Genomic DNA, 22,460 nt, shown 5'->3' on the forward strand with positions numbered 1-22,460 from the left:
CAGTTACCGCCGACCTTTCCCTCTCTGCCACGTTGGCGACACGCGCCCCGCACTTACCTTCCATCCGGTTGATGCTCCACGACCGTGCTAGCATTCAGGCTACACGCGTTGAGAAAGGAGTCACGACGATGTTTGATCCGCAGAGTTTCCGCCTGGAGGATCAGGTCGCTCTCGTCACCGGTGCCGGCGCCGGCATCGGTCGAGCTATCGCCGAGACCTTCGCCCTCGCCGGGGCCGCGGTGGTGGTCAGCGACCTGGATGCCGCGTCGGCCGCCGCGGTGGCCGAGGCGATCGAGGCCGACGGCGGCCGGGCGACCAGCGCGGCCTGCGACGTCACCCGGGAGGAAGACCTCGCCGCGGTGGTGGACGAGGCCGTGAGCGCCTTCGGCAAACTGACGCTGCTGGTCAGCAATGCCGGCGGCGGCGGCCCCAAGCCCTTCGACATGCCCATGGAGGAGTTCCGCCGCGCCTATGACCTGAACGTCTTCTCGCTGTTTCGCCTGGCCCAGCTGGCCGCGCCCGAGATGGAGAAGGCCGGCGGCGGGGCAATACTCGCCATCACCTCGATGTCGGCCGAGAACAAGAACCAGCGCATGGCGGCCTACGGCTCCTCCAAGGCGGCGGCCAGCCACCTGGTGCGCAACATCGCCTTCGATCTTGGGCCGAAGAACATCCGGGTCAACGGCATCGCCCCGGGGGCCACCCGCACCGAGGCCCTGCAGTCGGTGCTCAACGACGAGATCGAGCAGCGGATGCTGGCCCACACCCCGCTCAAGCGCCTCGGCGAGCCAGAGGACATGGCCAACGCGGCGCTATTTCTGTGCGCGCCGGCCTCGAGCTGGATCAGCGGCCAGATCCTCACCGTCTCCGGCGGCGGGGTGCAGGAACTGGATTGAGCGCAGACCGTCGACGGCGCACGAGATCTCGGATGGATTCGGCAGCGTCGGCGAATGGTTGATGGCACAGACACCGCCCGGAACGGCGCGAACGCCGTGGGCTCAGCGAGGCACGCCATGAAACGCACCCTGACCACGGCACTCTTCAATGCATTCTCCGTGACCCTCTCCACTACGCTGCTGCTCGCCGGCACCGCCTTCGCACAGCAGGCCCCGACCGATGCGACCAGCGGCTGGATGCAGGGCTTCCCGCCGCCGGAGGAGCGCACCATCCGCTTCACCGACGAGGATTACTTCGCCGGTGATAAGCTCCGCTGGACGGTCTGTCACTTCCGTGAGCTGATGCCCACCGCCGGGGTACGCAACGGGACCGGCGCAGCCCGCCCTCTGCCGTACGCCCTCGACCCGGCGATCGATGAGGTGAGCTTCCAGCCCACCGACGGCGACGCGCCGATGACCTGGGGCGAAGCCTTCGAGGTCAATCGCAGCGACGGCCTGCTGGTGCTGCATCGCGGTCGAGTGGTCTACGAGCGCTACGCCGGCTGCCTGGACGAGACCACCCTGCACGGCGTGATGTCGGTGACCAAGTCGATCACCGGGCTGATCGGCGAGAGCCTCGTCGCCGAGGGCACCCTGGACGAGGGCGCTCTCGTCGGCGAGCTGGTGCCGGAGCTTGCCGACAGCGCCTTCGGCGACGCCACCCTGCGCCAGGTGCTCGATATGACCACCGCGCTGGACTACTCCGAAGATTACGCCGATCCCGAGGCCGACGTCTGGACCTATGCCCGCGCCGGCAGCCCGCTGCCGCCTCCTTCCGACTACACGGGGCCGCGCAGCTACTTCGCCTTCCTCGAGACGGTCGAGAAGGCCGGCGAGCACGGCGAGGCCTTCGGCTATCGCACCATCAACTCCGATGCGCTGGGCTGGATCATCGCCCGCGCCACCGGACAGAGCGTCGCCGACTGGCTGGCCGAGCACGTCTGGTCGCGCCTGGGCACCGAGCGGGAGGCTTTCTACACGGTCGACTCGATCGGCACGCCCTTCGCCGGCGGCGGCTTCAACGCTACGCTGCGCGATCTCGGCCGCCTGGGCCAGTTGATCCTCGACGAGGGGCGCCTGGACGGCGAGCAGGTACTGCCCGCTGCCGCCATCGCGCGCCTTCAAGAGGGCGGCAGCAAGGCGGCCTTCGCCAAAGCCGGCTACGCCGCCCTCGACGGCTGGAGCTATCTCGGCATGTGGTGGGTCAGCCACGACGACCATGGCGCCTTCGCCGCGCGCGGCGTGCATGGGCAGACGATCTGGATCGACCCCACCGCCGAGATGGTCATCGTGCGCCTGGCCTCCCACCCGGTGGCGGCCAACGCGGCCACCGACCCGACCTCGCTGCCGGCCTATCGGGCGCTGGCCGCCTACCTGATGGCACAGCCGGAGACGCCTGAGTAAGGCACCGATCATGCATAAAGAGGCCCGACCGTATGCGGCCGGGCCTCTCTGCATCACCCCTCGTTGTCTCGCGAGTCGACAGACTCGCCGCTTTCTTCTCTTATCGCCGACTCAGTCACCCCGGCTCGCCCTATCGACTTCGACAGCCCCTCGCGACGACTCAGATAGAGCCCCAGGTCGTCGATCTTGACGATTCCCGCGACCTGCATGCCCAGGGCCACGCCGGCAACCGTCCCCAGGGTGATCACGATGATCTCGGCGGAGAGGATGAAGTCGGTGCGCACCGCGCCCTTGATCCGCTGCGCCTCGAAGACGCGCATGTCGGCGGTCTTCTTGGCCGCCACCCTGGTGATCAGCGAGACGTCATGAGGAGCGTGGCGATATCGTCGATCAGGGTCAGTAGGCTGCTGCCGGCCAACGCGGAGGCGCCGTGGGAGGCGGGTCGACAGTGCAGAAGATCACTGCCACAGGATCGGGCCCGCAGAAAATGCAGGCCCCGGAGGAAGGCGCTGGAAGAAGGCCCTTATCGACAGGCCCTGATCAACCGGGCCCGTCAGGTCACGGTGACCACGGTGCAGCCGGCAGTATGGCTGACCTTGTGGGAGACGCTGCCGAAGACCATGCCGCGCATATCGCTGACCCCGCGGCTGCCCATGATGATGGTATCGACGCCGAGGGTCTCGGCCGCCTCGTTGATGCGCTCGGCCGGACGGCCCTGGCGCACCACCTCCTCGACCTCGATGCCCTCGAGGTCGACCGCACTGCGGGCCTGATCGATGACCTTGCGCGCCTCGTCCTTCATGCCGGCGGCAAGCTTCTCGCGATCCTCCTCGGAGAACGGCTCGGCGGTGCCGCCGGTGAACAGGCCGATGTTGTCGGGCGGAAACTCGGCCACGGTCATCAGATGCAGGGTCGCCCCCGCGCCGCGGGCCAGCTGGGCCGCCACGGTGAGCGCCTTCTCGGCATGGGAGGATCCATCGAGCGGGACAAGGATTGAGGTATACATGGCGGGTCTCGGTCCTGTGCAGGTGGGAAGCGGGCCGCGGACGGCCGGGCCGTGGCCGGCCCTTTACTCTCAGACTAGACGCTGCCCCCATTTCGGCAAACCGCGATATATAGGCGCCCATGCCTCAGGGGGCGGCGAAGGCCTCCGAGCGAAGCGACTCGATGACGAAGGCCTCCATGGCCTGGGCCGCCGGAGAGAGGCTGCGCTGGGCGGGCCGCAGCAGGCCGAGCTCGCGCTCCACCAGCGGATCCACCAGCGGGATGAAGCGCAGCCGCTCGTACTCCTGAGGGAAGGCCAGCCGCGGCAGGGTGGTGATGCCGATCCCCGCCACCAGCATGGCGGTCAGCGAGATCATGTTGGAGATGTCGAAGGCGCTCTCGGCCAGCAGCGGTTCGGCCTCGGTGCCCTCCAGCAGCCGCGAGGTGCCGTTGCGGATCAGCACCTGGCCCTGCAGCGCCTCCCACCCCAGCGAGTCCCGCTCGGCCAGGGGATGATCGTCCCGGCACACCACGCCGACATCGTCGCGCATCAGCGGCGTGAAGGAGAGCTCGTCGTCCTCCCGCCACAGGCTGGTAAAGCCCAGCTCGACCTCGCCGCCGGCCACCAAGCGCCTGACGAAGTCCGCGCTGCCGTCCTGCAGGCTCACCTTGAGGTCGGGATAGCGCAGGATGAAGTCGCTGAGCAGCCGCGGCATCAGCCGGCTGGCCACCGAGGGCACCGCGGCCATGTCGACGTGCCCCGCCTGCTTCTGCACCTGTGCCCAGAGCTCCCGGCTCAGGCGATCGTGCTGGGTGATCAGCTCGCGGAAGCGCGGCAGGCAGTAGCGACCGAAGGGGGTGAGGGCCGCCTTGCCCCCCTTCTCGAACAGCGACTCGCCCAGCCGCTGCTCCAGCTCGCGCACCGCCATGGACACCGCCGGCTGGGTGCGATGCAGCTGGCGCGCCGCGGCGTGGAAACCACCCTCGTCGACGATGGCCAGCACGCAGCGCAGCGGTTGAATCTTGAGCTCCGGCAGCATGGCCACCTCCCGAACTTGTGGTAAGAAAAGCTGATCATCGGATCTTTTTTATTGATTATGCTTATCTTGGGCTCTCACCTAGGATGATGGCAACGTCACTAAGGAGGTTTCCATGTCACACGTTCATTCCCTCTACATCGATGGCAGCTGGGTCGACGGCCAGGACAGCATCGCCAACGTGAACCCGTCCGACACCAGCGACGTGATCGGCCACTACGCTCAGGCCGGCGTCGACCAGGTCGGCGTGGCCATCGCCGCGGCGCAGCGCGGCGTGAACGAGTGGCGCAAGAGCGGCCTCGAGCAGCGTTACGGCGTGCTGATGGCCATCGGCGACGAGCTGATCGCCCGCAAGGACGAGCTCGGCCGGCTGCTGGCGCGCGAAGAGGGCAAGGCCCTGGCCGAGGGCGTGGGCGAAGTCTACCGCTCCGGGCAGTTCTTCCACTACTACGCCGCCGAGGTGCTGCGCCAGATCGACGAGCGGGTCGACTCCGTGCGCCCGGGCGTCGAGGTCGACACGCGCCGCGAGCCGGTGGGCGTGGTGGGCATCATCAGCCCCTGGAACTTCCCCATGGCCACCGCGGTATGGAAGATCGCCCCGGCGCTGGCCTTCGGCAACGCCGTGATCTTCAAGCCGGCCAACCTGGTGCCGGCCAGCGCCTGGGCGCTGACCGAGATCATCAGCCGCCAGGCGCTGCCCGCCGGCACCTTCAACCTGCTGATGGGCCCGGGCGCAAGCGTCGGCGATGCGCTGATCGCAAGCCCCGACATCCACGCCCTGAGCTTCACCGGCTCGCTGGAGGTGGGTCGCCGCGTGGCCGCCGCCACCGCCGGCAACCTGGTCAAGTGCCAGCTGGAGATGGGCTCCAAGAACGCCCTGATTGTCGCCGATGACGCCAACCTGGACCTGGCCGTGGAGGCCGCCTTCGCCGGCGCCTACTCCGGCACCGGCCAGAAGTGCACCGCCTCCTCGCGCCTGATCGTCACCGAGGCCGTCCACGACGCCTTCGTCGAGAAGCTCATCGCCAAGCTCGAGACCATCCGGGTCGGCCATGCCCTGGAAGAGGGCGTGCACATCGGCCCCGCCGCGGATGCCCGCCAGCTGGAGTCCAACCTGGCCTGGATCGAGCGTGGCCGCGCCGACGGCGCCACCCTGGCCTTCGGCGGCGAGCGCCTCACGCGCGACACCGACGGCTTCTACATGGCCCCGGCGCTGTTCGTCGATACCACCAACGACATGGCCATCAACCGCGAGGAGGTCTTCGGGCCGATCGCCTGCGTGATCAAGGTCCGCGACTACGAGGAGGCCATCGCCACCCTCAACGACACCCACTTCGGCCTCACCGCCGGCATCATCACCGACTCCCTCGCGCTTGCCAGCGACTTCAAGGCCCGCGCCGAGACCGGCTGCGTGATGGTCAACCTGGCCACCGCCGGCACCGATTATCACGTGCCCTTCGGCGGTCGCAAGAACTCCAGCTTCGGTCCCCGCGAGCAGGGCCGCTACGCCCGCGAGTTCTACACCGTGGTCAAGACCTGCTATGTGAAGGCCGGCTGAGCCGAAGCCTGAGGAGAGCGTCATGTCAAAAGAGATGCTGATCGTCGACGGCCTGCAGTACTCCAACTGGTCGCGGGAGATCTTCGAGCAGATGCGCGAGGGCGGCGTCGATGCCGTCCACGCCACGCTCGTCTATCACGAGAACATCCGCGAGACCCTGACTCGCCTGGGCGAGTGGAATCGCCGCTTCGAGGCTCATGGCGACCTGATCATGCCGGTGAAGGAGGCGGGCGACATCGAGCGCGCCCGCCAGGCCGGCAAGGTGGGGATCTTCCTGGGCGCCCAGAACTGCTCGCCCATCGAGGACGACATCGACATGGTCGCGGTGATGCGCGACCTGGGGCTGCTGATCATGCAGCTGACCTACAATAACCAGAGCCTGCTGGCCTGCGGCTGCTACGAGGCCGAGGACAGCGGCATCACCCGCTTCGGTCGCCAGGTGATCCGCGAGATGAACCGGGTGGGCATGGTCATCGACATGTCGCACAGCGCCGAGCGCTCGACCCTGGAGGCCATCGAGCTCTCCGAGCGGCCGGTGATCATCTCGCACGCCAACCCGAGCTCCTTCCATGCGGCCAAGCGCAACAAGTCGGACAGGGTGCTCGAGGCGATCGCCGAGTCCGGCGGCCTGCTGGGCTTCTCCGCCTACCCCTTCCACCTGAAGAACGGGCCGGACTGCAGCCTCGAGGACTACTGCGACATGATCGCCCGCACCGCCGACCTGATGGGCATCGAGCATATCGGCATCGGCACCGACCTGTGCCAGGCGCAGCCGACCTCGGTGCTGGAGTGGATGCGCAACGGTCGCTGGTCCAAGGAGATGGACTACGGCGAGGGCAGCAAGGGCAACGCCGGCTGGCCGCGGCCGCTCGCCTGGCTGCGCGACAGCCGCGACTTCCCCAACCTGGTCGCGGGACTGCGCCAGCGCGGCTTCGACGAGGCATCCATCGCGCGCATCATAGGCCAGAACTGGGTCGAGCTGCTGGAACGGGCCGCCACGCCGACCCGGGCCGAGGAGACCGCCGCCTGAGATCACCGCGCGCTTTGGGACAATAATAAGGGCCCCTCAGGGGCCCCCATGCATAGGCCAACGACATGACACAACACAACGCCACTCACTCCGCTACGCCGACGCGGCGCGAGCACCGCCTGGGCGATCCTGTCGTCCTTACGCTCAGCGTCGGCTTCATCCTGCTGTTCATCGCCCTGTCGCTCTACGACATCGACCGGGTGGCCGAGGTCATCGGCGCCGGCTTCGCCTGGACCGCCAGCACCCTCGGCTCCTATTTCCAGCTGCTGCTGCTGCTGACCTTCTTCATCGGCATTGGCGTGGCCCTCACCCCCGCCGCCAACGCCCGCATCGGCAACCTCGCCACGCCGGAGATCAGCACCTTCAAGTGGCTGTCGATCATCATGTGTACCCTGCTGGCCGGCGGCGGCGTGTTCTTCGCCGCAGGCGAGCCGGTCTATCACTTCGTGGTCACGCCGCCGGCCTTCGACAGCGAGGCCGGCACGGTCGACGCCGTGGCCGGCGCCCTGGCGCAGTCGTTCATGCACTGGGGCTTTCTGGCCTGGGCGGTGCTCGGCTCGCTGACCGCGGTAGTGCTGGCCCACGCCCACTACGACAAGGGCCAGCCGCTGCAGCCACGTACCCTGCTCACCCCGATCCTCGGCGAGCGCATCATTCAGGGGCCCGTCGGCGGCGTGATCGACGCCCTGTGCGTGATCGCCGTGGTCGCCGGCACCGTGGGCCCGATCGGTTTCCTGGCCACCCAGGTGAGCTTCGGCCTGCATGAGCTGTTCGGGATCTCCGAGGGCTATGGCACCCAGCTGATGATCCTGGTGGCACTCGCCGTAGTCTACGTCACCTCCGCGGTGACCGGTATCCACAAGGGCATCCAGATACTGAGCCGCTTCAACGTCTTCCTGGCGCTGGCCATCGCCGCGGTGATCTTCGTCTTCGGCCCGACGCTGTTTCTGACCAACGCCTTCACCCAGGGCTTCGGCACTTACCTGACCTCGTTCTTCTCGATGGCCACCATGACCGCCGAGACGGCGCCCGCTTGGTGGATGCAGTGGTGGACGGTGTTCTTCTTCGCCTGGTTCATCGGCTATGGGCCGCTGATGGCGATCTTCGTGGCGCGCATCTCGCGCGGACGCTCCATCCGCCAGATGATCCTGGCCGTGGCCGTGCTGGCGCCGATCGCCACCACCATCTGGTTCACGCTGCTCGGCGGCTCGGGCATCCACTACCAGCTGACCGGGGTGATCGACCTCACCGAGGCGCTCAACAACTTCCAGTTCGACGTGGCCACCCTCACCGTGGCTCAGGCGCTGCCCGGCGGCACCCTGATGGCCCTGGCCATCCTGGTGCTGACCACCATCTTCGTCGCCACCACCGGCGATTCCATGAGCTACGCCATCGCCGTGGTGGGCTCCGGCCATGATCGCCCCAGCTCGCTGATTCGCGCCTTCTGGGGCATCGCCATGGCCATCATGGCGGGCATCCTGCTCTACATGGGCGCCGGCCAGATCAGCGTGCTGCAGCAGTTCATCGTCATCACCGCCATTCCGGTCTCGCTGGTGCTGCTGCCCTCGCTGTGGACCGGCCCCCAGGCCGCCTACGCCATGGCCCGCGAGCAGGGCCTGATCGCCCGCCGCCCAGTGGAGTCCCACGATGCTTGAGTACCGCTACCCGATCGCCGGCACGGTGCCGCTGCGCGCCGCCGGCGAGACCATGGACCTCGAGCGGCTGGGCAGCCTGCCGGCCAGCCGCCTGAGCTTCGTGCGCAGCCTGGTGCGCCAGATGGCGCGCCAGCGCTGGCAGATCAGCACCGCCCGCTTCGACCTGGACGCGCAGGGTCACGGCGTCGCCATCTATCGTCTGCAGACGCCCCAGGGCCGCTACCACGGAGTGATCTTCTCCCAGCAGCTGGCCGACGATCAGCGCTCCGACCGGGTGATCGCCCAGGCCTGGGACGTGACCTTCGGCGTGATCGAGGGCGACGTCGACGACGCCCTGCTCGAGCAGATGGCCGCCAACGTGCCGCTGCAGGAGGCCGGCCGCCAGCACCCACGGCTGCTGGTGCTGTCTCGCGCCAATCGCAGCCTGCGCAACTTCGCCCACTTCGTGGAGTCGCTGTCCGCCGGTCAGCAGCCCGACCCCGCCTGGCTGACCCGGGTCGGCTACCTCTACCGGACCACGGCGGTCTACGGCAACGGTAAGTTCGGCATCGCCGACTTCGTGCGCCTGCAGGACAACCCCGACTTCCACCGTCCCTTCTCGGCCCAGATGCTGGCGGTCTACCTGCTACGCCACTTCTCCATCGAGCAGGTGGAGCATATCGCCCGCTGCCAGGCGCCCGAGCAAGCGGTGCCCATGGCCACCGAGCTGCGCCGCTACCTGGGCATCGGCAACTCCACCGGGCTTGGCATGGCGCCCTTCCTGATCAACCACCCCCAGCTGATCCAGCAGTGGGTGACCTGCCGGGAGACCGCCCTGGCCCTGGCGCTCGGCCAGACGCCCGACGAGGAGCGTCGCCAGCGGCTGATCGCGCTGACCCGTCGCGCTATGCGCCACCTCGACCAGACCGTCACCGAGGACGCCGAGCAGGGCGAGCGCAATGCCGCCGTCGTCGCGGCGCTGCCGGAGGTGATCGCCTGGCTCGAGGAGGTGCCGCTGGAGGAGACCCTCTGGCCGCAGCTGGCGGCCTGGAGCGCGCGCACCCTGCCGCTGGAGGCCCAGGAGCTGGTCAATACCCTGCTGATCGAGCTCTATCCCGAGCAGGTCGATCCGCTGGAGGACCAGATGGGCATCGAGGAGCGTCTCGAGCTGACGCCTGACATGCCGCTAGTGCGCCTGAAGCAGCTGATCGAGACCCACTACGACTGGGCCCTGGCCGAGGACTTCGAGGCGCCCGAGTCGCGCTACTGGTTCTGGTACCGCTCCGCCGAGAAGGAGGAGCCGCGGCTCGGCGTGCGCGGCCGGGAGCCGGGTGCCGAGAAGGAGCTGTCGCTGGCCATCGCGCCGCGGGTCCATCACACCCACGGGGTGCTGTCCGAGTTCCTCGAGGCCAATCCCCGCGCCCTGGTGGTGGAGTTTTTGATCGCCCATCCCCGCCACAAGGACATCGTACGGCGCATCCAGACCATGGCCGAGACGCCCTACGGCGAGATCCGCGCCAACCTCTGGCATCACGAAATGAAGCCCATGCACCTGCTGCGCACCAAGCTGTCGTTCTTCGGCGCCGGGCGCTTCGATCCCAAGTCCGACCGCTGGGTGCGCATCACCCTCTTCCAGGGCGCGCCCCTGGTCGAGGAGATCAACGCCGAGCCCCGTGACCTCGCCGAGGTCGATGACTGGAGCTTCCCGCTGGAGCCCGAGGGGGTCATGCACGCACCACGACAAGAGGTAGGAGAGACATCATGAAGGCGTCCTACAACGAGCTGCAGGGTCTGTGCCGCAAGGCGTTCATCGGCATGGGCTTCGAAGAAGGCGACGCGGCCGATGCCGCCGACATGGTCGCCTGGATGCAGTGCTTCGGCCTGGGCGGTCTCGCCGCCCTCAACCGCGGCCTGGACTTCCTGCTCACGGACGACCCCGACGAGATGCCCAGCGTGCTCTACCAGGACGGCGACCTGGCGGTGGTCGACGGCCACGGCCAGAGCGTGCTGCGAAGCTCCACCCTGGCGCTGGAGCTGGGCTTCGCCAAGGCGCGCGCGCGCGGCCTCTCGGTGATCAAGATCCGCCACTGTCACAACCGCCAGCTGATCATGGGCTACCTGGCGCGACTGGCCGGGCGCGGCATGAACGTCACCGCCTTCTGGCGTAACGCCGAGCATCCGCCGACCGAGCAGGTCGTCGGCTTCCAGGCCAACAGCTCGGTCCCCGAGATCCGCGTCTACGCGGTCAAGGAAGTCCCCGAGGAGAACGAGCCCAACGACGGCATCACCCTGGTGATGGCCAACCACGTCGACCTGCTGCCGGCGATGCGCTCGGACTATCGCTACGACGTGTTGGCACGCCACAACGAATCCGACCTGCTGGCCTGCCGCCACCGGTCCCTGGCCGAGGGCATCGAGGTCGACGAGGCCGTCTGGGAACGCCTCAAGCACCTCGCCACCCGCATGCTGGTGGAGGCCACCGAGGCCTCCCGGGAAGGTGCCGGCGCCGGCACCAACGATAACGACTGACCCTGAGACTGAGACGAGACCACCGACATGATTCACCCCGTCAGCACCGACCTCTTCGCCTCCAAGGCGCCCCTGGAATGGGCCGTCGTCGGTAACGGCATCCTGTTCACCGCCCAGATCCCCATCGGCGCCGACGGCCAGGTGGTCCAGGGTGGCATCGAGGCCCAGACCCGCCAGACCCTGGACAACCTCGCCCACACCCTGGAGAAGGCCGGCGCCGGCGTGGAGGCCCTGACCCAGGTACTGATCTACGTCACCGCCCGCGAGGACCTGGCCACGGTCAACAAGGTCTACGCCGAATACGTGCGCGAGCCCTACCCCAACCGCGCCGCCATCATCGTCTCCGGCTTCGCCCGGGAAGAGATGCTCGTCGAGATGGTGGCCTACGCGGCCGTGGACGCCGACGCGTCCTGAGGCGCGATCCCCTCGGGAGGGCATTTCCTCAGTCCTCCCCCAGCCTGCCCAACTCCTCAAGATAGCACTCCAGCACCCGGTTGGGCGGCGCGCCCTTCCGGGTGATCGCGCTGTAGTGGGTCACGTAGCGGCAGGTGTCCGGCCTCAGGGCGCGCATCCTGCCGTCGCGCACCCAGCGCTCGGCAACGTGCGTCGGCAGATAGCCGATGTAGCGCCCGGAGAGAATCAGGAAGGCGATGCCTTCGCGATCGGTGGCCGAGGCGGTGGCCCGCAGGGGCTCATGCAGCGCCTTGATCTCGGGACTCTGGGCGTAGGCCGGCGTCACGGCATCGCTGCTCCCCAGCTGCGCCTCCGTCACGGTCTCAGCGTCGAATAGCGGATGTCCCTGCGCGCAGTAGAGCTGCGACGTCTCCTCGTAAAGCGAGAGGTAGTGCAGCCCGGGCAGGGTCTTGATCGCCGGCACCACGCCGGTGTGAAGGCGACCATCCAGCACGCCGAGCTCGATGTCGTGGGGCGGAATCATGCGGATGTTGATCTGCACCTCGGGACCGCGCGCCTTCAAGGCGCTCAAGGCATCGGTGATGTGCATCTGCGGCATGGTCACCAGGTTGTCGGTGATGCCGATGTTCAGCTCGCCCTTGAGCCAGGCGTGGAGGCCGTTGACCCGGGTACGGAACCCCTCCGTGGCCGCCTTCAGCTGCAGCGCGGCCTCATAGATCTCGGCCCCCTCATCGGTCAGCGCGAAACCGCTGCGGCCCCGCTGGCAGAGCCGCAGCCCCAGACGCGTCTCCAGGTCGCTCATCGCCATGCTGATGGCGGCGCGGCTGATGTTGAGCTCCACCTCGGCGGCGGAGAAGCCCCCGCACTCCACGACCTTGCGATAGATCCGCAACAGCCGCAGGTCCGCATCGCTGAGCTGTCCCGTCAGGGCCTCCTTGCGACGTGACATCGTTCCCTCCTCTTCCCCCAGTGAGTCGGCCCGATGGCTCGGCCCGCGCCCCGCCAGGACGCGCCGGAAAGTTAACTTTATGCTTACATGAAATTCAATACGTCGGAATTTATCTGATCGCCGTCCTGATCCACGCTGTGCTCAACCGTCACCCACACGACAATCACAAAGGGGTGTGTCATGTCAGATCGTTCTCCCCAGCAGACCGCGGGCCTGACCGACGCGCAGCTGGATGCCTACTGGATGCCCTACTCCGGCAACCGCCAGTTCAAGCGCGACCCGCGGATCATCGTCGGCGCCGAGGGCAGCTACTACACCGACGCCGAGGGGCGCCGGATCTACGACGGGCTCTCGGGCCTCTGGACCTGCGGCGCCGGCCATGGCCGTCCCGAGATCGCCGAAGCGGTCTCCCGTCAGCTTCGCGAGCTGGACTACGCCCCGGCCTTCCAGTTCGGCCACCCCAAGGCCTTCGAGCTGGCACACCGACTGCGCGAGCTGACCCCGAAGGGGCTCGACCACGTGTTCTTCACCGGCTCCGGTTCCGAGAGCGCCGACACCTCGCTGAAGATCGCCCGCGCCTACTGGCGCAAGAAGGGCAAGCCCAGCAAGACCAAGCTGATCGGCCGCATGAAGGGCTACCACGGCGTCAACTTCGGCGGCATCAGCCTGGGCGGCATCGGCGCCAACCGGATGATGTTCGGCCAGGGCATCGACGCCGACCACCTGCCCCATACCCTGCTCAAGGAGAACGCCTTCACCCGCGGCATGCCCGAGCGCGGTGCCGAGCGGGCCGACGAGCTGCTGGAGCTGATCGCTCTGCACGATGCCTCCAACATCGCCGCGGTGATCGTCGAGCCCATGGCCGGCTCGGCCGGGGTGATCCCACCGCCGGTGGGCTACCTCAAGCGGCTGCGCGAGATCTGCGATGCCAACGACATCCTGCTGATCTTCGACGAGGTGATCACCGCCTTCGGGCGCGTGGGATCGATGACCGGCGCCGAGGAGTTCGGCGTGGTCCCGGACATCATGAACATCGCCAAGCAGCTGACCAACGGGGCGGTGCCCATGGGCGGGGTCATCGTCAAGGGCGAGATCTACCACACCTTCATGGAACAGGGCGGCCCCGACTACATGCTCGAGCTGCCTCACGGCTACACCTACTCGGGGCACCCGGTGGCCTGCGCCGCGGCCCTGGCCGCCCTGGACGTGCTCGAGGATGAGCGCCTGATCGAGCGCGTAAAGGAAATGGCGCCGATCTTCGAGGATGCCCTGCATTCTCTCAAGGACGGCCCCAAGAGCAGCCGCTATCTCACCGACATCCGCAACTATGGGCTGGCGGGCGCCCTGCAGATCGCGCCCTACCCCGGAGAGCCGGCTCGCCGTCCCTTCGAGATCGCCATGAAGTGCTGGGAGAAGGGCTTCTACGTGCGTTACGGCGGCGACACCATCCAGCTCGGCCTGCCCTTCATCGTCGAGCGCGAGGAGATCGACCGGCTGATCAACGCCCTGGGCGATGCCCTCGGCGAGCTGGACTGAACGAGGCACTCACCGCGACGAGGGGCGCCGGGGGGCGGGACGAAGAGGAGGTCTTTTCCATGGGTGAGGCGTATTCGCCGAACGGGCTGGCCATGGATGGCCAGCACCGGTCCTGCGAGCGGAGCAGGATGCGAGAGCGAAGCAGGGCAAAAGTAGCCCCCATGGAAGGGTTCACGGCGCCTCCGGTGGGCCGGCCCCGCTCGCAGACCCGTCGACGGATCAGCCCCGAATATCTCAGTCAACGACGACTGACCTGCAGCGTAAAGACTTCAACCAACAACACTCCATCAGTGAGGATACCCATGACCACGCTTGGCCACCTGATCAACGGCACCCGCGTCGACGCCGACGGGCGCACCCAGGACCTCTACAACCCCTCCACCGGCCAGGTCGGAGGCCAGGTCAGCCTGGCCAGCCAGGCCACCGTCGAGCAGGCGATCGCCGCCGCCCAGGCCGCCTTTCCGGCCTGGCGCGATACCCCGCCCGCCAAGCGAGCCCGTGTCATGTACCGCTTCAAGGCGTTACTGGAGCAGCACGCCGACGAGATCTGCCGGCTGATCGGCCAGGAGCACGGCAAGATCGTCCACGACGCCCAGGGCGAACTCGCCCGCGGCATCGAGAACGTCGAGTACGCCTGTGGCGCCCCGGAGCTGCTGAAGGGCGAGCACAGCAGGAACACCGGCCCCGGCATCGACTCCTGGAGCGAGTTCCAGCCGCTCGGCGTGGTCGCCGGCATCACGCCGTTCAACTTCCCGGCGATGGTGCCGCTGTGGATGTACCCCATGGCCATCGCCTGCGGCAACACCTTCGTGCTGAAGCCCTCCGAGCGCGATCCGACCTCCTCGCTCTTCATCGCCGAGCTGGCAGTGGAGGCCGGCCTGCCCGCCGGGGTGCTGAACGTGGTCAACGGCGACAAGGAAGCCGTCAACACCCTGCTCGACGACGAGCGCGTGAAGGCCGTGAGTTTCGTCGGCTCCACGCCGATCGCCGAGACCATCTACGCCCGCGCCAGCGCCAACGGCAAGCGCTGCCAGGCGCTGGGCGGCGCCAAGAACCACGCCATCGTGATGCCCGATGCCGACATGGACAACGTGGTCAGCTCGCTGACCGGGGCGGCCTTCGGCTCCTCAGGCGAGCGCTGCATGGCGCTCTCGGTGGCCGTCGCCGTGGGCGACGCCGCCGCCGATGCCCTGATCGCCAAGATGCAGGCGCAGATGAAGACTCTCAAGGTCGGCCCCTTCCATGACGCCGAGAACGACTTCGGCCCGGTGATCACCCAGGCCCACCAAGAGAAGGTCTGCGGCTATATCGACAGTGCCGAGCGCGAGGGCGCCGAGATCGTGGTCGACGGCCGCGGCGTGCAGGTACCGGGCTTTGAAAACGGCTTCTATGTGGGCGGCACCCTGATCGACCGCGTGACCCCCGACATGACCTGCTACCTGGAGGAGATCTTCGGCCCGGTGCTGCTGGTGGTCCGCGCCGACTCCATGCAGGAGGCCATGCGGCTGATCGATGATCACGAGTACGGCAACGGCACCTGCATCTACACCCGCGACGGCGAGGCGGCCCGCTACTTCAGCGACCACATCCAGGTCGGCATGGTGGGCATCAACGTACCGCTGCCGGTACCGGTCTCCTACCACAGCTTCGGCGGCTGGAAGCGCTCGCTGTTCGGCGACCTGGCCGCCTACGGCCCGGACGCCGTGCGCTTCTACACCAAGCGCAAGACCGTCACCCAGCGCTGGCCATCGGCCGGGGTGCGCGAGGGCGCGCAGTTCTCCTTCCCCTCCTGAGGGAAGGCGGCCCTGCCGGTGGCGGGGTCGCCGCCTCGACAACATCCACCACACGCAAGGGAGAAGACGATGTTTGGACTACCCGTATCCACCACCTGGCTGGTCATCGGCGTACCGGCATTCTGGGTGCTCTACACCCTGGGCTTTCTCTGGGTGACGCGAAACTGGCCGGGGCTCAAACGCTCCGACACCGGCAGATGACGCGCAAGCTCTGACCGACACCACAACGACAAACAACAACGTAGGTGACAGGAGAAAAGTGTGAACACGACGGTATTGCTGTTTCTCGGACTCTATTTCCTCGCCATGCTGGCGGTAGGCGTCATTTCCATGCGACGAGGCGGTTCCAGCAGCATGGAAGGCTACTATCTCAGCGGGCGCAACGTCGGCCCGCTGGTCACCGCCATGACCATGCAGTCCACCTCGATGAGCGGCTACATGTTTCTCGGCGCCGGCTCCCTGGGCTACACCCAGGGCTACTACGGCTTCTGGTATGCCGCCGGCGATATCGGCGGCGGCGTGGTCAACCTCTCGGTGCTCGGGCGCCGGATGCGCAAGCTCTCACAGATCATGGGCGCGCTGACCTCCATCGAGTATCTCGAGAAGCGCTATCCGAGCAAGTGGGTGCGATTGATCGCTGCCGGGCTCTCGGTCTTCCTGCTGGGCGCCTACGTGCTGGCCCAGTTCATCGCCGGCGGCAAGGGCCTGGAGCTGGTGACCGGCCTGCCTTACGAGCTGGCACTCACCATCGCCGTGGCCGTGATCCTGGCCTACACCCTGATGGGCGGCTATGGCGCGGTCGCCTACACCGACCTGGTCCAGAGCTTCGTGATGATCATCGGTATCGTCTGGATTCTGGTCGCCACCCTGCAGGAGGTCGGCGGCCTGACCGCGGCCAACGAGGCACTGGCCGCGCTGGACCCGACGCTGCTCAGCATCTGGGGCCGAGATCTCGCCTATGAGGGCCAGTGGGGTATCGTGCTGGGCGCACTGCTGATCTTCTCCATCGGCTACATGGGCTGGCCCCACGTGGTCACGCGCCACATGGCGATGCGCAACCCCTTCCACGCGCGCCGCGCCGGCGTCTACTCCACGCTGTGGAACCTGATCTTCGTCAGCGCGCCGTATATCCTCGGCACCCTGGCGATCCTGGTACTCCCCGAGCTCGACGATCCCGAGCAGGCGATCTTCGCCCTGGCGCAGAATCTGCTACCCGCCGCGGTGGTCGGCATCGTGATGGCCGCGATCATGGCGGCGATCATGTCCACGGCCGACTCGATCCTGCTGCAGACCGGCAGCATCGCCGCCCGCGACCTCTATGAGCGCTTCATCAACCCGAACATGGAAGAGAAGCAGATGGTGCGGGTCTCCCAGGCCATCGTGCTGCTGCTGGGGATCATCTGCGGCGTGATAGCGCTATTCGAACCGCCGGCGGTGTTCTCCATCGTGGTCTTCACCACCGCGGTACTGGGCAGCGCCTTCCTGCCAGCCTACGTCGCCGCGGTGTGGTGGCGAAAGGCCAATACGCCGGGCGCCCTGGCCTCGATGATCGTCGGTAGCCTGGTGGCCTTCAGCTGGCAGTACCTGGGACTGGACCAGGTCACGGGCCTGCATCCGATGCTGGCCGGCGTGGTGCTCTCCAGCCTGTCGATGGTCGTCGTCAGCCTGCTGACCCAGGCCAGCCACCCGGTGCCCGAGCACGTCCTTCGGGCGATGGCCGAGACCGCCGAGCTTCGCCCCCTGCCGCGACCGCTCAAGGCGCAGCAGAGCTTCGAGATGGCCCACGAGGCGCTGACCCTCAAGGCCCAGGAGCGCACGGCATGAATGAGGCACACCACAATGCCGCCTGGCCGCCGGCCATCCACGAAGAGGCCTGGCTGCGCGCCAGGCTCCCCCGCGACGCCCTGGCGCGGCGGCTCGCGGGGATCGACCCCGCCCTGCGCCTGGGCGAGACCCAGGCGATCGGCTTTCCCTACCTGCTGTGCCTGTATCGCTGGGAGGTCCGACGCTTTGGCCGGCGACGCCAGGAATGGATGAGCTGCCTGGTGGATCGCTGCCAGGGCGTCAGCACCACTTTCGAGGGAGTCGAGTTCGGCGATCCGCTGGCCGTGGCCGACCTACCCCATGCCGAGCTCGAGACGCCACCTCTAGAGCGCAAGGCGCGCCAGCACGTCATGCAGGTCCGCCGCCATCGCCTGAAGCGGCGCAGCGCGACGGGTCTCGAACTGGCGCGCTGCGAGACCGTTCGCAAGCCCCTGTGGCGCGTCACTGCGCACCACGCCCAGCACGGCGAGCTGGCGCTGCTGGTCGATGGTCTCAACGGCGGCTATTACCTGCTGTAGGGGGCGCTCCGCGGCTTGCCCCTTCGACGCCGCCAGCGATCCGGCGGCTACTCCTCGCCGCGGCGCTGGGCCAGCGCCTTGCGCGCCTTGTTGCGCCGATAGAGCCGCACCAGGGCGATGCCCAAGGCAAAGGCGACCATCCCCGCCAGGGTCCAGCCCTGCCAGGGGCGTGCGGCATCGCCCATCAGGGTCTCGAGGGTGAGGATCAGGATGAAGCCCAGCGCCTGGCTGGCGATGGCCAGGGCGCGCAGGGTATCGAAGGCCGGTCGTGTCATGGAGGCTCCCGCTGGATGACAGCCCTGCCCGCCGGCAGTAGGCTTGGCGAAACGAATCCGCCCAGTGTAACCGCTGCGGCCCCCGCCGCCGACCTCCCGGAGTCACCGCCACGACATGGATGCCATCGCCCTGGGGCCCCTGCTGATCGCACTGCCGCGCCTCTATGCCCTTCTCGCCGCCCTGCTCCTGCTGGGCGCCAGCGTCGTCCTCCTCGGCCTGCCGCGGCGCCGCCACGCCCGCTGGTTCAACGGCCTGCTGGTGGCCTGGCTGGTCGGCGCTCGCCTGGGCCACGTGGCGCTTAACGCCGGCGCCTACGTTGATGCCCCGCTGGACGTGCTCAAGTTCTGGCAGCCCGGCTACCACGGCCTCTGGGGCCTTCTGGCGGCGCTGGTCTGGACGGGCTGGACGCTCAGGGATCGGCTGGGGGCGATGCTCGGCGCCATGGGCCTGGCGCTCGGGGTCTCGCTGGCGTGGCTGGCGCTGGTGACCCTGGCGCCGCTGGGCGGCGGCATGGCCATCCGCGAGCTGCCGAATCTCGCCCTGGAGAACCTCGAGGGGGAGCCGGTGAACCTCACCTCGCTGAGCGGCGAGACGGTGGTGATCAACCTCTGGGCCACCTGGTGCCCGCCCTGCCGGCGCGAGATGCCGATTCTGGCCGAGGCCGATGCCCGCGACGGCGTGAGCGTGGTGATCGTCAATCAGGGCGAGACGCTGCTGCAGGCGGTGCGCTACCTGGACGAACAGGGCCTGGACTTCCGCCATGCCCTGCTCGACCCGCGCCAGCGGCTGATGGTGCTGGCCGAATCGCCCGGCCTGCCCACCACTATGTTGTTCGACGCCGAAGGCCGCGCCCGGGAGCAGCATGTCGGCGAGCTGACCCGGGCCCAGCTCTCGGCCTGGCTGGACGCGCGCTGAGCGGACCGGGGCGATTGCCTGCTGATCGGCACCTGGACGCTTAAGCCGCGTCGGGCTTTGCTGTAAGATACCGCGCCCTGTCGCCGCCGAGCCGGGTGTGGCCCGCGGCAACGAACCGATCCCAAGCATCCCCCGAGGCACCATGAGCGACTTCTCTCCCGGCCAACGCTGGATCAGCGACGGCGAGGCCGAACTCGGCCTGGGCACTATCCTCAACGTCGACGCACGCAGCGTCACCGTGCTCTTCGGCGCCAGTCAGGAAACCCGCACCTACAGCAGCCGCAACGCTCCCCTGACCCGCGTGGCCTTCGGCAGCGGCGACCGCATCCAGTCCACCGAGGGCTGGCAGATGACCGTCGACGACAGCAAGGAGGTCGGCGGGCTGATCGTCTACATCGGCGAGGACGACGCCGGCGCGCTGTGCGAGCTGCCCGAGGCGCGACTCGCCGACACCATGCAGTTCGATCAGGCCCGCGACCGCCTGCTGACCGGCCAGGTCGACCGCAACGACTGGTTCGACCTGCGCTTTCGCACCCTGCATCATCATCACCGGATCGAGCAGAACCCGGCGCTGGGCCTAGCCGGGCCGCGCATCGACCTGATTCCCCACCAGCTCTACATCGCCGACGAGGTGGCACGCCGCCACGCGCCGCGCGTGCTGCTGGCCGACGAGGTGGGGCTCGGCAAGACCATCGAGGCGGGGCTGATCCTGCACCGCCTGCTACTCACCGGCCGCGCCGAGCGGGCGCTGATCCTGGTGCCGGCGAGCCTGACCCATCAGTGGCTGGTCGAGCTGCTGCGCCGCTTCGCCCTGGAGGTCACCCTGCTCGACGAGCAGCAGAGCCAGGCCCATGGCGACACCAACCCCTTCGAGGCCGGCCAGCTGGTGCTGGCGAGCCAGGACTGGCTGTTCGCCAACCCCCATCGCCAACAGCAGGCCCAGGCCTGCGACTGGGACCTGCTGATCGTCGACGAGGCGCACCACCTCGACTGGAGCCCCGAGCAGAGCGGGCCCGGCTACGCCTGCGTGGAGCACCTGGCCGCCCGGGTGCCCGGCATGCTGCTGCTCACCGCCACCCCGGAGCAGATGGGCCTGGCCAGCCACTTCGCCCGCCTGCGCCTGCTCGACCCCGACCGCTACCAGAGCCTCGAGGCCTTCCGCGAGGAGGAGGCCCACTACGTCGAGGTCGCCGAGGCGATCGATGCCCTCGACCGGCTGCCCGGCGAGACGGCCGACCGCGAGCGGGTCGCCGCGGTGATCCATGAGCCCGATAGCCTGGCGCTGCTCGACACCCTGGCCGACCCGGAACGCGGCGACGACCAGCGCGCCGCGGCCAGGGATCAGCTGCGCGACCAGCTGCTCGACCGCCACGGCACCGGCCGGGTGATGTTTCGCAATGGCCGCCGCCACGTGGGCGGCTTCCCGGAGCGCCGCCTGCACATCGCCGAGCTCGAGGCGCCCTCCGCCTACCGGCGCGTGTTTCGCCGCCTGGACCGTGACGAGGACTACCTGGACGAGCTGCTGATCGAGACCGGCCTGGATCACCCCGAGGTGCTGATCTATCCCGACGCCATGTACCGGGAGATGACCGACGACCCGCTCAACACCGAGCCCTGGTGGCAGTTCGATCCGCGCGTGAGCTGGCTGCTGGAGCGCCTCGCCGACGACGGCGAGGCGGGCTTTGCCGGCGACAAGGTGCTGGTGATCGCCCACGATCGCGAGACTGCCACGGGGCTCGCCGAGGGCCTTAGGGTGCTCGGCGGCTACCAGGCCCCGGTGTTCCACGAGGGGCTATCGCTGATCGAGCGCGACCGCGCCGCGGCGGCCTTCGCCGACGAGGAGGAGGGCTGCCAGGTGCTGGTGTGCTCGGAGATCGGCTCCGAGGGTCGCAACTTCCAGTTCTGCCGTCACCTGGTGATGTTCGACCTGCCGCTGCACCCGGACCAGCTCGAGCAGCGCATCGGCCGCCTCGACCGCATCGGCCAGCGCCACGCCATCGAGATCCACGCGCCGGTGTTCACCGGCAGCCCCGGCGAGAAGCTGTTGCGCTGGTACGATCAGGGCATGGACGCCTTCAGCGCCCCGCACGGCCTGGGCAGCGAGATCCACACCGCCTTCGGCGACACCCTGGCCGACAGCCTGCTCGACGACGAGGACCTCGACGAGGTGATCGCGGAGACCCGCGCCCTGTTCGAGGCCAAGCTCGCCGAGCGCGACGCCGGCCGCAATCGCCTGCTCGAGCTCAACGCCTGTCGCCATGAGCGCGCCGAGGCGGTCACCGCCGCGATCCGCGAGCTCGACGCCGACAAGGCCCTGGCCCGCTACCTGGACCAGGCGCTGGACATCTTCGGCGTCGACAGCCAAGACATCGGCGGCGGCATCCAGCATCTGCAGCCCAGCCCGCAGATGCTCGACGGCCTGCCGGGCCTGGTGAAGGGCGAGGAAGGCTTCTCGGCCACCTTCTCCCGGGAGCGCGCCCTGGCCCGTGACGACGTCCAGCGCCTCTCCTGGGAGCATCCGCTGCTGCGCGAGATGATGGGCCGGATCCTCGGCGGCGCCATGGGCAACACCGCCCTGGCGCTGCTCAAGCACCCCGCCATTCCGGCCGGCCGGCTGATGGTCGAGCTGGTCTTCCGCACCCACTGCCCGGCGCCGAAGCGCCTGCACCTCAATCGCTTCCTGCCGCCCACCGCGGTGCGGGTGCTGCTCGACGAGTCGGGGGCCAACCTGACCGCCAAGATCTCCTTCACCGGGCTCTCCAAGGCGGTAAAGAAGGTCAAGAAGGCGGTCGCCCGCGACCTGATCAAGAGCCGCCACGACCAGCTGCGCGAACTGCTCGACGGTGCCGAGACCGAGGCCCAGCGGGAGCTGCCGAGCATCGTCGAGGCCGCCCAGGGGCGCATGCGCGCCGAGCTGGACGCCGAGCTGAGTCGCCTCGAGGCGCTCTCACGGCTCAACCCCGCAGTGCGTGCCGACGAGCTCGAGGCGCTGCGCCGCGAACGCGCCGAGCTGGATGCCGCCATCGAGGCCACCCGGCTGCGCCTGGACGCGGTGCGGGTGATCGTCACGGTGGGTGACGACGCGCGCTGAATGCCTCGCGCCGGTCCCTACGCACGGGTCCAT

At 68.3% G+C, this 22,460-nt stretch carries 20 protein-coding genes; 15 read left to right on the forward strand and 5 right to left on the reverse strand.

What is annotated here, in order from left to right:
* The first annotated feature begins 128 nt into the window (after positions 1-128).
* Positions 129-896 carry a 7-alpha-hydroxysteroid dehydrogenase gene (hdhA, locus tag BM388_RS05855; protein ID WP_175535044.1) on the forward strand — a complete coding sequence of 256 codons (768 nt, stop codon included), beginning with the start codon at positions 129-131 and terminating at the stop codon, positions 894-896.
* Positions 897-1,013: 117 nt separating this feature from the next.
* Entirely contained in the window at positions 1,014-2,339 is a 1,326-nt protein-coding gene (locus BM388_RS05860; protein WP_175535045.1) for a serine hydrolase domain-containing protein, read from the forward strand.
* 53 nt (positions 2,340-2,392) lie between these two features.
* Here BM388_RS05860 and BM388_RS18205 read toward each other — a convergent pair whose 3' ends face one another.
* The 3 genes from BM388_RS18205 to BM388_RS05875 all read right to left on the reverse strand — a co-directional run bounded on the left by BM388_RS18205 (position 2,393) and on the right by BM388_RS05875 (position 4,363).
* On the reverse strand, positions 2,393-2,683 hold the full coding sequence (locus tag BM388_RS18205; protein ID WP_342714224.1) for a DUF808 family protein: 291 nt from the start codon (positions 2,681-2,683) through the stop codon (positions 2,393-2,395).
* 209 nt (positions 2,684-2,892) lie between these two features.
* Positions 2,893-3,345, reverse strand: coding sequence for a universal stress protein (locus BM388_RS05870; protein ID WP_089848157.1), 453 nt, complete (start codon positions 3,343-3,345; stop codon positions 2,893-2,895).
* Between the two features lie 124 nt (positions 3,346-3,469).
* Positions 3,470-4,363: a LysR family transcriptional regulator gene (locus BM388_RS05875; RefSeq protein WP_089848159.1), complete on the reverse strand. Its 894-nt coding sequence runs from the start codon at positions 4,361-4,363 to the stop codon at positions 3,470-3,472.
* A 112-nt stretch (positions 4,364-4,475) separates the two neighbouring features.
* Between BM388_RS05875 and BM388_RS05880 the strand changes: the two genes are divergently transcribed.
* From BM388_RS05880 to BM388_RS05905, 6 genes are all read left to right on the forward strand, one after another.
* Entirely contained in the window at positions 4,476-5,918 is a 1,443-nt protein-coding gene (locus BM388_RS05880) for an aldehyde dehydrogenase family protein (RefSeq protein ID WP_089848161.1), read from the forward strand.
* Between the two features lie 22 nt (positions 5,919-5,940).
* Entirely contained in the window at positions 5,941-6,948 is a 1,008-nt protein-coding gene (locus tag BM388_RS05885) for a dipeptidase (RefSeq protein ID WP_175535046.1), read from the forward strand.
* 65 nt (positions 6,949-7,013) lie between these two features.
* Positions 7,014-8,603, forward strand: a complete 1,590-nt coding sequence (locus BM388_RS05890) for a BCCT family transporter (RefSeq protein ID WP_089848163.1) — start codon at positions 7,014-7,016, stop codon at positions 8,601-8,603.
* Positions 8,596-10,347 carry a metallophosphoesterase family protein gene (locus tag BM388_RS05895; RefSeq protein WP_089848165.1) on the forward strand — a complete coding sequence of 584 codons (1,752 nt, stop codon included), beginning with the start codon at positions 8,596-8,598 and terminating at the stop codon, positions 10,345-10,347. Before BM388_RS05890 ends, BM388_RS05895 begins: the two co-directional genes overlap by 8 nt.
* Complete coding sequence (locus BM388_RS05900) at positions 10,344-11,111, forward strand: DUF3726 domain-containing protein (protein WP_089848167.1); 768 nt, start codon at positions 10,344-10,346, stop codon at positions 11,109-11,111. The genes BM388_RS05895 and BM388_RS05900 overlap by 4 nt, the downstream gene beginning before the upstream one ends.
* A gap of 27 nt (positions 11,112-11,138) precedes the next feature.
* Positions 11,139-11,525 carry a RidA family protein gene (locus BM388_RS05905; protein ID WP_089848169.1) on the forward strand — a complete coding sequence of 129 codons (387 nt, stop codon included), beginning with the start codon at positions 11,139-11,141 and terminating at the stop codon, positions 11,523-11,525.
* 28 nt (positions 11,526-11,553) lie between these two features.
* On the opposite strand, the gene BM388_RS05910 is transcribed toward BM388_RS05905, so the two are convergent.
* Positions 11,554-12,474, reverse strand: a complete 921-nt coding sequence (locus BM388_RS05910; protein ID WP_089848171.1) for a LysR family transcriptional regulator — start codon at positions 12,472-12,474, stop codon at positions 11,554-11,556.
* A 180-nt stretch (positions 12,475-12,654) separates the two neighbouring features.
* On the opposite strand from BM388_RS05910, the gene aptA reads away from it, so the two are divergent.
* The 5 genes from aptA (at position 12,655) to BM388_RS05930 (ending at position 18,145) form a co-directional block, all read left to right on the forward strand.
* The gene (aptA, locus tag BM388_RS05915) at positions 12,655-14,010 is read left to right on the forward strand and encodes an omega-aminotransferase AptA (RefSeq protein WP_089848173.1); all 1,356 of its coding nucleotides are present in this window, start codon (positions 12,655-12,657) and stop codon (positions 14,008-14,010) included.
* A 302-nt stretch (positions 14,011-14,312) separates the two neighbouring features.
* The gene (locus BM388_RS05920; RefSeq protein WP_089848175.1) at positions 14,313-15,803 is read left to right on the forward strand and encodes a CoA-acylating methylmalonate-semialdehyde dehydrogenase; all 1,491 of its coding nucleotides are present in this window, start codon (positions 14,313-14,315) and stop codon (positions 15,801-15,803) included.
* A 69-nt stretch (positions 15,804-15,872) separates the two neighbouring features.
* Positions 15,873-16,004, forward strand: coding sequence for a hypothetical protein (locus BM388_RS18175; RefSeq protein WP_281245179.1), 132 nt, complete (start codon positions 15,873-15,875; stop codon positions 16,002-16,004).
* Positions 16,005-16,064: 60 nt separating this feature from the next.
* Positions 16,065-17,627 carry a sodium/proline symporter gene (locus BM388_RS05925; protein ID WP_217641047.1) on the forward strand — a complete coding sequence of 521 codons (1,563 nt, stop codon included), beginning with the start codon at positions 16,065-16,067 and terminating at the stop codon, positions 17,625-17,627.
* Complete coding sequence (locus BM388_RS05930) at positions 17,624-18,145, forward strand: hypothetical protein (protein ID WP_089848177.1); 522 nt, start codon at positions 17,624-17,626, stop codon at positions 18,143-18,145. Before BM388_RS05925 ends, BM388_RS05930 begins: the two co-directional genes overlap by 4 nt.
* Positions 18,146-18,192: 47 nt before the next feature.
* Here BM388_RS05930 and BM388_RS05935 read toward each other — a convergent pair whose 3' ends face one another.
* Complete coding sequence (locus BM388_RS05935; protein ID WP_089848179.1) at positions 18,193-18,420, reverse strand: hypothetical protein; 228 nt, start codon at positions 18,418-18,420, stop codon at positions 18,193-18,195.
* A gap of 115 nt (positions 18,421-18,535) precedes the next feature.
* On the opposite strand from BM388_RS05935, the gene BM388_RS05940 reads away from it, so the two are divergent.
* Positions 18,536-19,336 carry a TlpA disulfide reductase family protein gene (locus BM388_RS05940; protein ID WP_089848181.1) on the forward strand — a complete coding sequence of 267 codons (801 nt, stop codon included), beginning with the start codon at positions 18,536-18,538 and terminating at the stop codon, positions 19,334-19,336.
* A 142-nt stretch (positions 19,337-19,478) separates the two neighbouring features.
* Complete coding sequence (rapA, locus tag BM388_RS05945) at positions 19,479-22,427, forward strand: RNA polymerase-associated protein RapA (protein WP_089848183.1); 2,949 nt, start codon at positions 19,479-19,481, stop codon at positions 22,425-22,427.
* Positions 22,428-22,460: the final 33 nt, after the last annotated feature.

This window comes from Halomonas saccharevitans (genome assembly GCF_900116405.1).
Lineage (GTDB): Bacteria > Pseudomonadota > Gammaproteobacteria > Pseudomonadales > Halomonadaceae > Halomonas > Halomonas saccharevitans.

What these genes read in the sequence shown, in the direction of transcription:
- hdhA (WP_175535044.1), top strand. Translation starts at nt 129, where the DNA reads ATGTTTGATCCGCAGAGTTTCCGCCTGGAGGATCAGGTCGCTCTCGTC.
- BM388_RS05860 (WP_175535045.1), top strand. Translation starts at nt 1,014, where the DNA reads ATGAAACGCACCCTGACCACGGCACTCTTCAATGCATTCTCCGTGACC.
- BM388_RS05870 (WP_089848157.1), bottom strand. Translation starts at nt 3,345, where the DNA reads ATGTATACCTCAATCCTTGTCCCGCTCGATGGATCCTCCCATGCCGAG.
- BM388_RS05875 (WP_089848159.1), bottom strand. Translation starts at nt 4,363, where the DNA reads ATGCTGCCGGAGCTCAAGATTCAACCGCTGCGCTGCGTGCTGGCCATC.
- BM388_RS05880 (WP_089848161.1), top strand. Translation starts at nt 4,476, where the DNA reads ATGTCACACGTTCATTCCCTCTACATCGATGGCAGCTGGGTCGACGGC.
- BM388_RS05885 (WP_175535046.1), top strand. Translation starts at nt 5,941, where the DNA reads ATGTCAAAAGAGATGCTGATCGTCGACGGCCTGCAGTACTCCAACTGG.
- BM388_RS05890 (WP_089848163.1), top strand. Translation starts at nt 7,014, where the DNA reads ATGACACAACACAACGCCACTCACTCCGCTACGCCGACGCGGCGCGAG.
- BM388_RS05895 (WP_089848165.1), top strand. Translation starts at nt 8,596, where the DNA reads ATGCTTGAGTACCGCTACCCGATCGCCGGCACGGTGCCGCTGCGCGCC.
- BM388_RS05900 (WP_089848167.1), top strand. Translation starts at nt 10,344, where the DNA reads ATGAAGGCGTCCTACAACGAGCTGCAGGGTCTGTGCCGCAAGGCGTTC.
- BM388_RS05905 (WP_089848169.1), top strand. Translation starts at nt 11,139, where the DNA reads ATGATTCACCCCGTCAGCACCGACCTCTTCGCCTCCAAGGCGCCCCTG.
- BM388_RS05910 (WP_089848171.1), bottom strand. Translation starts at nt 12,474, where the DNA reads ATGTCACGTCGCAAGGAGGCCCTGACGGGACAGCTCAGCGATGCGGAC.
- aptA (WP_089848173.1), top strand. Translation starts at nt 12,655, where the DNA reads ATGTCAGATCGTTCTCCCCAGCAGACCGCGGGCCTGACCGACGCGCAG.
- BM388_RS05920 (WP_089848175.1), top strand. Translation starts at nt 14,313, where the DNA reads ATGACCACGCTTGGCCACCTGATCAACGGCACCCGCGTCGACGCCGAC.
- BM388_RS18175 (WP_281245179.1), top strand. Translation starts at nt 15,873, where the DNA reads ATGTTTGGACTACCCGTATCCACCACCTGGCTGGTCATCGGCGTACCG.
- BM388_RS05930 (WP_089848177.1), top strand. Translation starts at nt 17,624, where the DNA reads ATGAATGAGGCACACCACAATGCCGCCTGGCCGCCGGCCATCCACGAA.
- BM388_RS05935 (WP_089848179.1), bottom strand. Translation starts at nt 18,420, where the DNA reads ATGACACGACCGGCCTTCGATACCCTGCGCGCCCTGGCCATCGCCAGC.
- BM388_RS05940 (WP_089848181.1), top strand. Translation starts at nt 18,536, where the DNA reads ATGGATGCCATCGCCCTGGGGCCCCTGCTGATCGCACTGCCGCGCCTC.
- rapA (WP_089848183.1), top strand. Translation starts at nt 19,479, where the DNA reads ATGAGCGACTTCTCTCCCGGCCAACGCTGGATCAGCGACGGCGAGGCC.